The organism is Streptomyces sp. NPDC091271, assembly GCF_044757505.1.
Taxonomy (GTDB): Bacteria; Actinomycetota; Actinomycetes; order Streptomycetales; family Streptomycetaceae; genus Streptomyces.
On the sequence record NZ_JBIVVD010000005.1, the window covers coordinates 314,798 to 328,342 of the forward strand.

At 73.0% G+C, this 13,545-nt stretch carries 13 protein-coding genes; 1 reads left to right on the forward strand and 12 read right to left on the reverse strand.

The genetic code is table 11. The features are described from left to right. Positions 1-51 precede the first annotated feature (51 nt). From ACIQM3_RS22580 to ACIQM3_RS22635, 12 genes are all read right to left on the reverse strand, one after another. Positions 52-1,101: a metallopeptidase TldD-related protein gene (locus tag ACIQM3_RS22580; protein ID WP_401626976.1), complete on the reverse strand. Its 1,050-nt coding sequence runs from the start codon at positions 1,099-1,101 to the stop codon at positions 52-54. Continuing rightward, positions 1,098-1,883, reverse strand: coding sequence for a JmjC domain-containing protein (locus ACIQM3_RS22585; protein WP_401626978.1), 786 nt, complete (start codon positions 1,881-1,883; stop codon positions 1,098-1,100). Before ACIQM3_RS22585 ends, ACIQM3_RS22580 begins: the two co-directional genes overlap by 4 nt. Continuing rightward, a complete protein-coding gene (locus ACIQM3_RS22590) occupies positions 1,880-2,716 on the reverse strand; it encodes a hypothetical protein (protein WP_401626980.1) in 837 nt (278 codons plus the stop codon). Before ACIQM3_RS22590 ends, ACIQM3_RS22585 begins: the two co-directional genes overlap by 4 nt. Then, positions 2,706-3,641, reverse strand: coding sequence for a DUF692 family multinuclear iron-containing protein (locus ACIQM3_RS22595; protein WP_401626982.1), 936 nt, complete (start codon positions 3,639-3,641; stop codon positions 2,706-2,708). Before ACIQM3_RS22595 ends, ACIQM3_RS22590 begins: the two co-directional genes overlap by 11 nt. Next, complete coding sequence (locus ACIQM3_RS22600; RefSeq protein WP_401626984.1) at positions 3,641-5,566, reverse strand: B12-binding domain-containing radical SAM protein; 1,926 nt, start codon at positions 5,564-5,566, stop codon at positions 3,641-3,643. The genes ACIQM3_RS22595 and ACIQM3_RS22600 overlap by 1 nt, the downstream gene beginning before the upstream one ends. A 3-nt stretch (positions 5,567-5,569) precedes the next feature. Next, positions 5,570-6,832, reverse strand: coding sequence for a tetratricopeptide repeat protein (locus ACIQM3_RS22605; RefSeq protein ID WP_401626985.1), 1,263 nt, complete (start codon positions 6,830-6,832; stop codon positions 5,570-5,572). Further along, complete coding sequence (locus tag ACIQM3_RS22610; protein ID WP_401626987.1) at positions 6,816-8,150, reverse strand: MFS transporter; 1,335 nt, start codon at positions 8,148-8,150, stop codon at positions 6,816-6,818. The genes ACIQM3_RS22605 and ACIQM3_RS22610 overlap by 17 nt, the downstream gene beginning before the upstream one ends. Before the next feature lie 184 nt (positions 8,151-8,334). Continuing rightward, entirely contained in the window at positions 8,335-8,460 is a 126-nt protein-coding gene (locus tag ACIQM3_RS22615) for a hypothetical protein (RefSeq protein WP_393755593.1), read from the reverse strand. Positions 8,461-8,915: 455 nt separating this feature from the next. Continuing rightward, on the reverse strand, positions 8,916-9,641 hold the full coding sequence (locus ACIQM3_RS22620) for an ABC transporter permease (RefSeq protein ID WP_401626989.1): 726 nt from the start codon (positions 9,639-9,641) through the stop codon (positions 8,916-8,918). 34 nt (positions 9,642-9,675) lie between these two features. After that, positions 9,676-10,524, reverse strand: a complete 849-nt coding sequence (locus ACIQM3_RS22625) for an ABC transporter permease (protein WP_401626990.1) — start codon at positions 10,522-10,524, stop codon at positions 9,676-9,678. A gap of 55 nt (positions 10,525-10,579) precedes the next feature. Further along, positions 10,580-11,560, reverse strand: a complete 981-nt coding sequence (locus ACIQM3_RS22630) for an ABC transporter ATP-binding protein (RefSeq protein WP_401627438.1) — start codon at positions 11,558-11,560, stop codon at positions 10,580-10,582. A 118-nt stretch (positions 11,561-11,678) separates the two neighbouring features. Further along, a complete protein-coding gene (locus tag ACIQM3_RS22635) occupies positions 11,679-12,938 on the reverse strand; it encodes an NYN domain-containing protein (protein ID WP_401626992.1) in 1,260 nt (419 codons plus the stop codon). A 269-nt stretch (positions 12,939-13,207) separates the two neighbouring features. Here ACIQM3_RS22635 and ACIQM3_RS22640 point away from each other — a divergent pair, with 269 nt between their 5' ends. Continuing rightward, positions 13,208-13,387 (forward strand): hypothetical protein, encoded by a 180-nt coding sequence (locus ACIQM3_RS22640; RefSeq protein WP_099176222.1) that lies wholly within the window; start codon positions 13,208-13,210, stop codon positions 13,385-13,387. Positions 13,388-13,545: the final 158 nt, after the last annotated feature.

Below are 13,545 nucleotides of genomic sequence, written 5' to 3' on the forward strand. Positions count from 1 at the left end.
GCCTGCCCCTGTCCCCGGGACGGAAACGGCCTGAAGCCGAAACGCACCGTGCTACGCGGGTGCCGCAGCGCCCGCGGAATCGCCACCGGTCCCGCTCGGCGTGGGTACGCGCGGAGCCCCCGGGCGGGTCAGCAGCCGTTCGACGTCCGCGAGCGGGCGCAGGACGCAGCGGTCGAGCAGCAGGGACGGGCTGATGAGGGTCGAGCCGACCTCGTGCCCGGCCTTGACGCAGGTGTAGGGCGAGCTGTGCACCGTCACGTCGTCACCGACAGCCGTGATCCGGCCGGCCAGCGCGGCCTTACGGGCGCAGATCGCCACCGGTCCGACGATCTCCCGGGTCACGCGGCCCGCCCGTACCCGGCGCGCCCACAGCAGTTCCAGGATCAGGTGTCCGCGCACGGAGAAGCCGCCTATCGCCGTGCCGAGCAGCCAGCCGTCGCCCATCCGGCCGCGCAGCACCTGCGCCGTGTCCCGGCCGGCCGCGACCTCCAGCACGCTGCAGCGCGGGACGACCGCGCCCCCGCGGCCCCGGCCGTGCCCGGTGCTGCGGCCGCCGCTGAGCGCACGGGTGCTCCGGTCGGTGAGCAGCCCCGTCCAGTAGCCCTCGCGCAGCAGCGTGACGGTCCGCGCGGCGGTGCCCTCGTCGTCGCGCGCGTAGCTGCCCGCGTACGGACGGGCCCCGGGCCGGTCCCGTACGGTCAGCGGGGCCGGCGTCCAGCGCTCGCCGAGGACGCGGCCGAGGGCGCCGCCGTCGGAGAGGTAGTTGTCGGCCTCGCTCGTGTGCCCGAAGCACTCGTGCGCCAGTACCCCGGCTGCCGTGGGCGACAGCAGCGCCGGTCCTGTCACCGGCTCCGTCAGCGGTGAGCGCAGCCGCAGCAGCGCCTGGTCGTCGAGGAGCTGCCGTACGCCCTGCCGTACCTGTCCTGCCACGAAAGGCGGGTCGTAGGCGGCGGCGCCCCACTGGGGCGTCGTGCCGTGGTCCGGAGCACCGAGGCTGATGCGCACCCGCCACAGCCCGTCCTGCTCGTCCGGGACGATCCGTGCCCGCGGCCCCAGCTCCAGGCGCGCCGCGGCCAACGCCGCGGCCAGGACGTCGGTCACGGCGAGGGCACGTCCGTCACCGCCCGCAGCGCTCGTCGCAACGCGTCCTCGAGCCCTTCGGTGTCGGGCGCGCCGAGCGGCAGCGGCTGCCACCAGGCCGCTTCTTGTGACAGTGCGCTCAGCAGGGGCTTGAGGTGCTGGGAGAGCGCGCTCCGCGCGTTGTAGGAGAAGGAGACACTGACGGAGCCTTCACCGTCGTCCCCCTCCACGCCCTCGTGCGGTGCGAACAGCGGCAGGTAGAGCACGTCGCCGGGGTGCAGCTCCGCGCGCAGCGGCTCCTCGGGCAGCCGGCCGGAGGGGACGAAGCCCTTGGTCTCCAGCATGCGGCTGCGCTGCCGCTCCGGCGCGGTGTCCTCGGGCAGTCCCACCAGCCAGGTCTTCGAACCCCGCTGCTGCACGACGAAGTTGTCACTGTGGTCGAAGTGGCAGCCGATTCCCGCGCCGCGGCCCCGGGTCACCGACAGGTCCGCCGTGCACTCGTCCCAGCCGAACAGGTCGGTCAGCTTCGCGCAGGCGTCGGCCAGTTCCGGCAGGGTGTGCTGCGCCTGGTTGACGAAGAGCACCGTGCCGTCGGGCCGCCGCCGCACCTGTGCTCCGGACCCGGGCTCCTGCGGTGTCCCTTCGAGGCGGCGCTCGAACGCCTCGATGTCGGGCCAGTCGAGGGAGGGGGCCAGGAAGCGCGGGCCGCAGCCGCGCCAGAGGACCGGGCGGCGGCGCCAGTGCTCGCGGTAGAAGAGGTCCAGGTCGAACCGGTCCGCCTCCGGCAGAATGCGTGTGGTCATCGCAGCCCCCAGGCCCGCAGTCGCTGAAGCAGTTTCGCCCGTACGTCGGGTGGCGTACCCACGTCGTGACCGGCCAGGACGGAGGTCAGCGCGTCGAAGAGGGGGCGTCCGGCCGGGCCGATGACGCAGCGCCCCGCACCCGCGAGGAACATCGTGGGGCGCAGGTCCCAGCCGGCGGGCGCCTCGGAGTAGTCACGAAAGGCGCAGAAGGTGCCTCCGTGAAAGGCCGAGTCGCGCAGCGTGACGTCGAAGGTGGCCTCCGCGCCCGTGGCGATCGCGCGGGCGACGGCGCAGGCGGCCTCGTGGTGCGCGAGCGGCTCAAGAGCGCACTCGGGGTCGAAGGCCGGTCCGGCAGCCATGAACCGGTGGAAACACTCGGGCAGCGAGAGGCCACGCCCCCGGGGGGAGTAGGGCACGTCGCGGAAGTGCTGGAACTGCGGTGAGGCGAGGAAGAGTTCGGCCACCGCGTTGGTCCCGTGGCCGTGGCGCTCCTGGATCGTCTCCAGGGTGCGCGGAAAGGCCCCCTTCAGTCCCTGCCCGGTTCCCGTGCCTCCGCTGACCACCGCCGAGCGGATGTTGCGCCCGACCAACCGCAGTTCCGTCAGGTCCACCCGGTCGAAGACCTCGACCAGGTCCGCGTCGAGCGGCGGCCGCATGCCGCCGGGGCCCTCCGCGGCGAACGCGGAGCGGAACCGCTGGTCGTACAGCAGCCGGTCGAGGACGCCCAGGATGCGTCCGTGCCGCCCGGCCTCGGCCGCGTCCCCCGGGCCCGGCCCGCCCTTCACGTCGTACGCGTCGTCCGCGTGGTCCACCGCGGTGGCCTCATGCGGCATGGGCGGTCTCCTTCCAGTCGCGTACGAGGGAGAAGAGGCGCTCCGCGTTCGGCCGTGACTTGGGCACGAGCACCCCGTCGGCGGTGAACTTCGGGTCCTCGTAGGTGATTCCGGTCAGCCGCGGCATCATCGGCAGCAGGTGTTCCAGCAGGGTGAGCTGCTCGTCGAGGAGCACGCCGTGGTGCAGGTCCCGGAAGCGTCCGTCGACGATCTGGCAGCCGGACAGGTGCACCTCGTGGCAGCGGTCGAGCGGCAGGGCCTCGAGACCGTCGAGCATGCGCGCTCCGGTGCGCCCCATCAGCCACTGGTAGGCGAGGATGTGACCGATGTCGATCGTCGCGTGCACGCCCGTCTCCCGGACGACGGTGTCGAAGAACGCGAAGGCGTCCAGCGTGCCGACCAGGAAGCTGCCGCCCTCGGTGAAGCCGGGGAACTCCACGGACAGTGGAGCCCGCAGCCGCTCGCGCCACTCCGCGACCCCCGCCACGCAGCGCCGCAGCCCCTCCGCGGTCAGTACGGGCGGCATCGGGTACGGCAGGCTGCGGCCCCCCAGCGACCAGATCCCCAGGTCCTCGATGATCCAGCGGAATCCGTAGCGTTCGACCAGCGCGTTGGTGAAGTCCGCGACGGCTGACCGCTCGTACCGCTCCGGGGAGCCGGTGTTGAGCAGGGTGTGGTGGAAGGCGCGCGGGCGGCCGTCTCCGAACAGGGTGAAGAGGCCGTCGTACGCGGGGAAGTAGCGCTCGGGTGTGAGCGGGCCGTAGTCGATGGGCTGGAAGGCGACGAACATGTAGTCGTACGTCTGCGCGTTACGCCGCAGGAACGCCGCGACCTGGTCGGTCGGGCGGCCCTCCCCTGTCTTCTCGAATCCGATGCGTTCGCCCCAGACAAGGTCCATGCCCAGGCCGAGCCCCAGTTTGTCCATCAGGCACTCTCCGCTTCCGGTGGGTCGAGCACGAGCAGCCTCTTGTCGACCATCTGCGCCAGCCAGCGGCGCGCCCCCGGCTCCTCTGAGGTGAGGCCGCCGCCGGGGGTACGCTCCACGCCCGCGGGTACGGCCGCCATCCGTGGCCAGGCGACGTCGGCCAGGAACCAGCGTGTACGGACGGAGTCGAGCGCCACTCCGAAACGCGGCCGGGCCCGCAGCGCCGGCCCGGTGGCCGCCGTCCCCGCCGCGGGCCGGTCCCGCGCGCGCGGCGAAAGGTCGGGCCGGACGGCCCGTTCGGCGTCCGGCACCGCCTCGACGGTCATCCGCAGCAGCCGCTGCCTGGCCTCCTCCGTCGCGGTGTCCTCGAGGAGCGCACCGCCGACCCGGCCGCCGGCGAAGGCCAGGCCCTCGTTGGTGATCAGGTAGGCGTCGTCGTCCTGGCGCCGCCGGCCGGCCCACAGGTAGCTGCCCGGCTCGGCGACGACCAGCTGCATGGTGTCCAGGCCCAGGTCCGCCGGGTGACGCTGCACCACCTCGACCGTCTCACGGGAGCCCTGGAGGGCGTCGTCGTGGTCGAAGCCGTCCATGAACGACAGGTTGGTGACGATCCCGGCCCGGGTGAGGTTGAGTACGGCGCGCTCCGCGTGCGCCGCGTCCTGGCCCTTGTGCAGGGAGTCGAGGATGCCTTGGTGGGCGGTCTCGAAGCCGGTCGACAGTTGTACACAGCCCGCCGCGCGCAGCCGTTCGCAGAAGGCGGGGTCGGCCAGTTCGCGTTCCAGACGCGCCCGGACCCGGAAGGTGAGCGACGCGCCGCGTCGGCGGACCGCCTCCGTCACGCGCAGCAGATGGCGCAGTCCGGTGTTCTCGTCGGTGACCGCCACATCGGTCATCCCCAGCCGGCCGGACAGCGCCACCAGGTGTCCGGCGGCCACCTCCGGGTCGATCTGCTGGAAGGCACGGGCGTCGCGGTAGCGGTTGCCGTACGAGCAGAAGGTGCACTTCCCCCAGTAGCAGCCGACCGTGAGCCGGTAGGGGAACTGGTGGGCCATGTTGGTGTAGACGGAGAAGTCGAACGGTGCGAAGTCCGGCATCGGCTGCTCGCTCAGCACGAAGCCGTCCGCGAGCCCCGTCCGCTCCCGCCCGACGCCGCCCGCGCCGGTGGTGTCCTCTCGCGTGCCCTTCCTCTCGCCCGCCCCCGGAACGCGGTCGCCGGAGCTTAGGACGCGGGTGAGGAAGTTCTCGCCGTGGCCGAGGCACCAGTGGTCGACGGCGTGGGAGGCGGTGACGTGCCGGCGCAGCGGTGCCGCCCACATCTGCACGGTGGGTCCGCCGAGCGCGATCCGCAGCGCGGGGCGCCGTTCCTTGAGCAGCACGCACAGGGTGAGGACGGGGACGAGCTGGCTGAAGAAGGGCACGGAGAAGGCCAGCATCCGAGGCGGGTCGTCGGACAGCAGCTCCTCGATGCGGTCGGCGCACCAGCACGCCGACCAGCTCTCGCGGCCGGCGTCGACGTACCTGTCCAGTTCGGACAGCAGCAGCGGGCCGTCGACGATCCAGCCATCCTGGGAGGCCTGCTGGGTGACGTAGCGGACCGACGCCTGGATGGCCGCTTCCTGGGCGAAACCGGTGGAGCGGTCGCGGGCGGTCTCCAGGAGCCGGGTGCCGTGCCGGGCCCGGTAACGCTCACTGACGGTCCGGTAGATCTCGCCCGCGCTCGGCGCCGACGCGCCGGGAACCGGGTCTTCCGCGGCGGACGGCTCGTGACGGCGGAGCAGGACTCGGGCGCGGTACTCCAGGTTCAGATCGAGTGTGCGGACCCGGTAGCCCTGAGCCGTCCAGGCGGCGGCGAGCTGCGGCAGCGCGAGGTACGGGAACTGAACGGCCTCGCTCACAGGCGGCATCACCAGCAGTACGTCGCTCATCGCTCATCCCCCTCCCGTGCTCCGCCCGGTGGTCCGTGCCCGCGTCAGCCGTTCGATGAGGTCCAGGCGGTCCCGTGCCGCCCCTGCGCTCTCCGGGTCGCCCCGCGCCTCGGCGAGCACCCGGACGGTGCGCCAGACCCCGGCGCGCAGCGGCAGCTCTTCGGCCACGGCGCGGAATTCCGCCAGCGCGGCGCCGGGGCCCTCCAGGCGCAGGGTGGCGCGGGCCGACAGGACACGCGCGTGCATCGCGAGGGTGTCGCGCGGGTCGAGCGCGACGGCCTCGCGCAGTCGGTCCCTCGCGGCGCTGTGATCGCCCCCCGCGTAGTGCGCCGCGCCGATCTTGTACGCCAGCCAGCTCGACCGGTACCCCTGGGCGGCCGCCCGCTCGTAGCATTCCTGGGCCCACGCGGGACTCGCGGAGGCGTTCACCAGGCCGCGCAGGGCCACCGCCACTCCTGACGCGGGATCCTCGGCGCCGGACTCCCTGCCCTCCGCCTCGGACCCGTCGTGGGCGGGGGACCCGGCGCCCCGGTGGACGCACAGCATCAGGTCCTCCGGCCACGGGGTGGAGGGCAGGAAGGAGGACTCCCGGGCCCGCAGCCCCAGCCGTTCCGCGACGTCCGGGCCGACTCCGCGGAACTCGCCGGGCAGGAACCCGGAGCGGGTGGACCACGTCATCGCGGACAGTTCGCCCCCGCAGGCAGCGACCAGGCCGGCCAGGTCGTCGACGGAGTGGTCAGGCCTGCCGTGCTCGTCCATCAGCCAGTCCAGGTCGATGTCGGTGACGACGTCTCCGGTCACATGCCGGTCCAGGTGGCGGGTGAGGAGATCAGGCGGTACGACCGAAAGCCGTACCCCGCACAGTGTCACCGCCAGGCAGCACTCGCCGGTCCGCGGGTCGGCCGGGGCGCCGCCGGTGGCGATGAGGGACACGCAGTCCACCGCCCTGCTCTCCCAGCCCGCGTACGAGGCCCAGCTCGGCACCCACACCAGGTCGGTGAGACCCGCGGAGAGGGCGGCGGCGGACCAGAAGTCGTCGAGCCCGAATGCGCCGGGCACGCCGCGCACGGGCAACCGGCGCAGCAGCTCCGCGGGCGACGTCCCGGCGCCGGCCGCGGCGCGCAGGGCCTCCTCCCCGCCGGGGGCGAGGGGCTTGAGGTCCAGGTGGCGGTCGAAGCAGACGACGGTGCGGTCGCGGTAGGGGCTCTGCGGCCACAGCGCCGCGACCTCGCCGTGCTCCTCGAACAGGTCAACTCGTCCCTGCATCCCGCACCCTTTCCGGAAGCGGCGCGGCCTGCGCCGGCGCGGGGGGCGTCCTGGGGGCCGGCAGGGGCACCGAGGAGAAGCGGCGCGCGTCCGGGCTGAGCATCGCGGCGGCAGTGGTCACCAGGACGAGGACGCCTGCCCACAGCATGATCGTGCGGGCGTCGGCGAAGCGGAGCAGCACCGCGCCGAAGAGCTGGCCGAGGGGCAGTGAGGCGAAGGAGAAGAAGAAGTCGGCGGAGAACGCCCTGCCGTGCAGCCTCTCGGGCACCTCCCGGCGCAGTCCGGCCATCTTGACGACGTCGAACGCCTGCTGGCCGATGCCGCCCGCGACGAACGCGGCGGTGAGCAGCAGCACCGATCCGGTCGCCACAGGTGCAAGCACGGTCACGCCGAAGAGGCCGAGCAGCGCCAGCGAGTACAGGCCCCTGCTCCGGCCGGTGACGCGGCCGCCGACCAGTGCGCCCACGACGGTGCCCACCGCGAAGGAGCCGAGCACGAAGCCGTAGACGGTCGCGCTGTGTCCCGTTTCCAGCAGGAACACCGGCAGGGCGACCATCCACGGTCCGACGGCGAGCAGGACGTGGACGACGGCGAGAATCTGCACGTGCCGCAGCCACCGCACCCGCCACAGCACGGCGAGCCCGCCGAGGGCGGACCGCAGCAGTGACTCATCGGGCTCGGTGGAGGGCTCGGTCGAGGGCTCGGTGGAGGCCTCGCCGGCCGGTTCGGCCGGTCCGGTCCTCGCGGGGCTGTCGGGTACGGGGCGTGCGGCGTAACGGGCCCCCGCCCAACGGGTCACGACCGCGGACACACCGAAGGCCACGGCGGCGGCGACGGCTCCCGCCGACGAGCTGAGCACGGCCACGAGCGTGGCGGCGAGGGTGGGGCCGACGATGCCGGAGGTGTTGCGCATGCCTTCGAGAAGGCCGTACGCGGCGGTGACTGCGGCTTCCTCCGGGTCGGCACTGCCGGAGCCGTCAGGCGCGCCGGTTCCTCCGTCAGGTTTCCTGGCCGCGCGCGTGTCCTTGCGCAGCACCTGCGGAGTGATCAGCAGCAGGGCCGGTTCACTCACGGCTTCACACAGGCCGATGAGGACGGCGACGCCGAGAACGACGGCGTCCAGCCGGCCGTCCCAGAGGAGGGCCAGCGCGATGAGCGCGAGGAAGCGGGTGGCGTCCGCGGTGACCGCCGCGGCGACGGGGTTGACGCGGTCGAGAAGCGCCCCGCTGAAGAGGACGACACCGCCGAGTGCAATGAATCGGGCGGCGAATACCGCTCCGATGGTCTCCGCTGTCGTTCCCGACTGTGCCGCCGCCACGACGACAATGATCGGAAAGAATGCGTCACCGAGCAGAGAAACAGCCTGCGCAAGGCAGAGCCCGGCGAAACGCCGATTTCCGAGCAGCTGAAGATATGTTCTCACCGGGGACGCGAGACCTTTCTCGAGGAGCCTGCCACCGGCGGTTTCACCGGCCGACGGCAGGCCTGCGTCGGTCCTTCGGTCAGTTCTTGAAGCGGAACGCGTGGAAGGCGACGCTTTCGTCCAGGTCCTCGGCCTCCAGGACTTCCAGGCTGTCGAGGTCTTCGATTTCGTCGAGGATGGTCTGCTCGTTGCGTGACTCGCCCATAATTCCTCCTGAAAACGGAAGGAGCGCGGCAGGCTGATTCCCACAGCGCCGAGAAAAAGGCTAGCCGGGGACTTCCCGCTTTGAGAATGGCGCTCACCCTTTCTGGCTGAAAGGGCGCTCCGAACAGCTCGAAGGGTGTTCCGAACACCTCACGCCCGACCCTGCGAATACCGGTGCCGAACTGGGCAGAATGCGTGAGCGGAAGGGGGAATTCAGAATTCGCAAGGGTGTGCGATGGCCGGTTCCCCATCCTTCGAAAGGGTGTCGTCCGGCTCCGCCCCTCCGGTCGACACCGGGGCGATACTCAGTGGTCGAGCGGCGCCGCGGAGTCCGGGGGCGACACCACCCGAATCATCTGCTTCGGCAGGAAACGCACCGCCGTACGGGCGACCTCCCGGCCGCGGAGCACGGGTCTCCGGCCGCCGACACCGACAGGCGACCGTGTCCGGAGCCTGCTACGGCCGGCCCGGGTCCTGCTTGTCCGCCGGCCGGCCGCCCTCTGCCGCCGGCCACTCGGGGGCACCGGAGGCGGCCCCGTCCCCCGCCTCGGCCCGGGGCGCCCCGTACGGGCTCTCCCACTCCGGCTCAGGGTCCCGCGGCCCGAACAGCGCCGTCAGCCCCAGGTGGACGATCATCGCGGCGATGGGCCAGGCGAGCATCGCCGCCCCCACCGCGTGCAGCTCCAGCGGCGCGTCGAAGGTGACCCCCTTGCCGACCTCCTTGGCATGGGCCACCACATCGGACGTCGGCCCGAACCAGGTGCCGATCCCCCACGCCAGCAGGGAGCCGAGCAGCCCGCCCAGGGCGAGGCCCACCACCAGCGGGATGCCCCCGCGACGACGGAGGAGGAACACGACGGCCGCCGAGACCAGGCCGAAGACGAGTGCCAGCAGCACGAACGTGCCGTCGGCGCCGATGGCCTCCTCGCCCTCGCTGTTCTTGAGGAACACGGCGGTGTCGTCGGAGACGAGCGGCACCCGGGGCGCCAGCCACAGCCAGAGCAGTCCGAGGCCGACACCCGCCACCGTCAGCACGACAGCGATCACCGCGGCCTGCCGTAGCTCCGCACGCCGCTCGTCCGGCCCCGGCTGCTCGCCGGGCTGGACGTGCGACCCCGCGGGCGGGCTCTGCCAGGGGTCGTTCGGCTGGGGCTGGTGCGGCGGCGTCAACGGTGCGGTCACGGTGCCATCGTGCCAGGCGGACGTGTGCGCCGCCTCACCGGACCGCCGCACGCCGGTACGCCCATGTGGCCACGGCCAGCGAGAGCACACCGACCGCCGCGCACACCGCGAGGTCGAGGGCGACGACCGCCCAGTCGGGGTGGGCGTCGAAGGACCGGGTCAGCGCCTCGACGCCGTAGGTCGAAGGGAGCAGATCGCGCGCCCACCCGACCGGGCCGGGCAGCCGCTCGGCCGGCAGCACGCCCAGCAGCAGTGCCGCAGACATGCCCAGCTGCCCGAGCAGCGTCGCCACCTCCTGCCGCGGCGCCAGAAGCCCGAGCGCGGCGCCGAGGCCGGAGAGCGCGGCCCCGGAGAGCGGGATGACGGCGACGAGCACCCACAGGTGCGTCATCGGGAGTCCGAACAGCACGCTGCCCGCCACCGCCGTGACGATCGTGCCGGGCACGGTGAACGAGGCGTACGCGCCGGCCGCTCCCAGCACCACCGCGGCCGGCGGTACCGGCAGCGTCGCGTAGTGGTCGAGCCCGCCGCCGGCCCGGAGCTGGCCGAAGTACTGGGCGAGCAGGTTGAGCGCGACGAAGGCCACGACCAGCACGCTGGAGCCGGCGACGACGGCGCGTGCCTCCGCGCCTCCGTCGACGACCCCGCGCATCAGCACCATGATCCCGACGGACTGGAAGGTCGCGACGAACAGCAGCGGAATGCGCGCGACCCTCGCCCGCGACAGCTGCGCCCGGTAGACGGCGGCCAGCGACGGGAGCAGCCTGGCCCGGGGCGCGAGGGCCGCGGGGGCCGTGCGGGCGGGCGGTCCGGTCCGTACGGCGGAGGCCCGCGCCTTCGGCCCGGTCATCTTCGCGGACTCCGTGGGAACGATGCTCGTCACCTGGCAGTGCTCCCGTCCGACTCCGACACGTTTCGCGACACGTTCACCGTCCTGCTCACGCCTTCACCAGTCCCTCGGCCCTGGCGGCGTCCCCGCCGAGCGCCAGATAGACGTCCTCCAGGCTGGGCGTGGCCAGCGTGAAGTCGTCGAGCGAGGAGAACGCCGCCCCGCCGGTCACCGCGGCGACCGCGGCCCGCGCCTCGTCGGGTCCGAGCCGCAGCACCCACTTGCGCCCCGACTCCTGCGCGGATTCGCGGAGCGCGGCCACCTCCGGGACGTCCAGCGGTGCGCGCTCGCGCCACACGAGCTCGACCCGCACCTCGCCGGCCACCCGTTCCTTGAGCCCTGACGGGGTGTCGCAGGCGATGACCCTGCCGCGCTCCATGACCGCCACCCGGTCCAGGACGGTCTCGGCCTCGATGACGTTGTGGGTCACGAGCAGCACCGTCGCGCCGTGCTCGGCACGCCTCCGGTCGACGGCGGACCAGACGGAGCGCCTGGCGACGGGGTCCATGCCGGTCGTCGGCTCGTCCAGCACCAGCACAGGGCGCTCGCCGACCAGTGTCGCGGCGAAGCAGGCGAGCCGCCGCTGTCCGCCGGACAGCTTCTTCAGCGGGCGTCCGGCGAGGCCGGTGATCCCGAGCTCCTCGAGTACGTCGTCGCGGGCGGCGCGCGCCTCCCGTACGGGCAGGCCTCTGAGCCGCCCGGTGGTCTCCGCGGCGAGCGACACGGTCAGTTCGTCGAGGGCGGTGGACTCCTGGCCCAGGTAGCCGATGAGCCGCGAGGCCCGCTCGGGGTGGCGCACCAGGTCGTGTCCCAGCACCTCCACGCTCCCGGAGTCGGGGCGCATCAGTCCGGTGAGCTGGCGTACGAGCGTGGACTTGCCCGCACCGTTGGGTCCGAGGAGTCCGAAGATCTCGCCGCGCCGGACATCGAGGCGGACCCCGTCGGTGGCGCGCACCTCGGGGGTGCCGGCGCGGCCTCGTCGGCCGCGGACGGCGGGGTAGGTCTTGACCAGGTCACGCACCGCGCACACGGTGCCGGTCTGTGCCTGCGCTGCGCCCGTAGCCTGTGCTGTGCCCGTACTCACGAGGTATGAGCCTACGGGGTCGGATGCCCCGGATTGCGTCCGGGGCCGGGCAGCGCCGCCCCGCTCACTCCCCCGCGGGAGCGTGCTCGGCGGCGGCCCGTACGTCGATCTCGCGCCAGAACCCGGCCCTGATGGCATAGCGGTCGTGCTCGTCGATCTGGTCGTCCTTGTGCGCCAGCAGCCCGAAACGGGCCGCGTACCTCAGGAGTTCCCCGTCGATGCGGTGCGGGATGCGGGGGTACATGGTGGACAGCTTCTGCAGGTGGACGGTCTCCGGCAGCCGTTCCATCCAGCGCCGGGCGAAGACCTGGCCGACCTCGAAGGGGTCACCCCCGACGGTGGTGATGTCCTCCTCCCGGTCCGCCCAGCGCTGTTCCGCGCTGGTGAGCTGGGCCAGGGTCGGCAGGGACGCGGTCTCGGCCGGTTCGCCGAGCGGTCCGCCGCGCTCGACCCAGCCCTTGTCGGACGACCAGCGCAGCGTCGCGTTGGCGGCCGGCGGCTGCGCGGTCTGCTGCGCGGTCCCCGCTGCGGGTGCGCGCAGGCTCGCCAGGTCCTTGGGAGTGGGGACGCCCTTGTGCCCGGGCGTCGGTGCGGGGTGCGGGGCGGCTTCCGTGTCCGCCGTGCCTGTGCCGTTACGGGCCGCGGCGGCCTGGGCCTCGGACGCCCGCTCGGCGGAGGCGGCGAGGGCGGCCTCCGGCAGCGGCGCGGACAGGATCGCGGCGATCTCGGGGCGCGGGACGGGCGGGGGCGCGCAGACGCCGCCGGTCTCCTTGGCCCGTACGGCCTTGGTGATCCAGGCCCGGTCGAGCACCCGCCGCTCGTCGGCCTCGGCGACGAGGTCCTCGGACTGGTTGTAGTCGCCGTCGGCGGCCTGCACGGCCCAGAGGTGGACGGCGACGCCGTGCTCCTTGGCGGACATCAGCCCGGGCAGCAGATCACCGTCGCCGGTCACGAGCACCACGTCGGAACAGGCGCGGTTCCTGGCCAGCTCGGTCAGCTCGGCGTGCATGGCCGCGTCCACACCCTTCTGCGCCCACCGTCCGTCACTGCGGGTGAGCGCGCCGAGCCGAACGGTCACCCGGGGCATGACGCGCAGCCGGCGGTGCTCGGGCTGCGGCACGCGGTCGGGGGCGCCGTCGAACCAGTAGATACGCAGCAGGGGCTGTTCCGTATCGGCCTCCGCCCGCTCGCGCAGGCCCTGGATGAGGGCCGCGTGGTCGACGGTGATGCGGGAACGGGCGGGCTCTCCGGCCAGCAGACTCGCGGCTGCGCCCAGCAAGTAGCCGGCGTCCACCAGGACGACGCAACGGTCCACGCGTTCCACCCTCTTCCAATTCGGGAGCGGATCAGCGGCCCCTGACATGGGGGGTGCGTCCGCCGGCCCGGGATTCGCTTACTCAGGGTTTCCTTCGAGTCTGCCCGACGGCACGGGGGTTAAGGTCCGGAACTCGATCATCGGCGTGGCGGATCGGGGAACGGCGGATCATACCTCGCCTACTACGCTCGGTAATGATCCAACATGCGTCCTTTGTGGTGATATGTGAGTCTGACAGCGGTTCTGGACCCCCCAGAGCCTCCACAGGAGGCATCACGATGGCGAAGAACAAGAACCGCAAGCAGGGCAGCCAGCAGGACCGCGCTTCGGCCGCGGAGCGGGGCGCCGAGGAGGCCAAGTCGACGGCGTACGAGTCGCAGACCCAGCCCCAGTCGCAGGCGCAGGGCAGCCCGGCGGACGTCGCGCGCAAGCACCAGAAGCGCTTCGGCCACAACTGACCGGTTCACGGGCCGGCAGGCCGAGAGGGGCGGGCCCCCCCCGGGGGGGGGGGCCCCCCCCCGGGGGGGGGGGGGCCCCCCCCCCCCCCCCCCCGCCCCCCCCCGGCCCGCCGCGCCCCTTCGCCACCCCTCCGGAGGCCCATGTGCTGGGTGTTCTG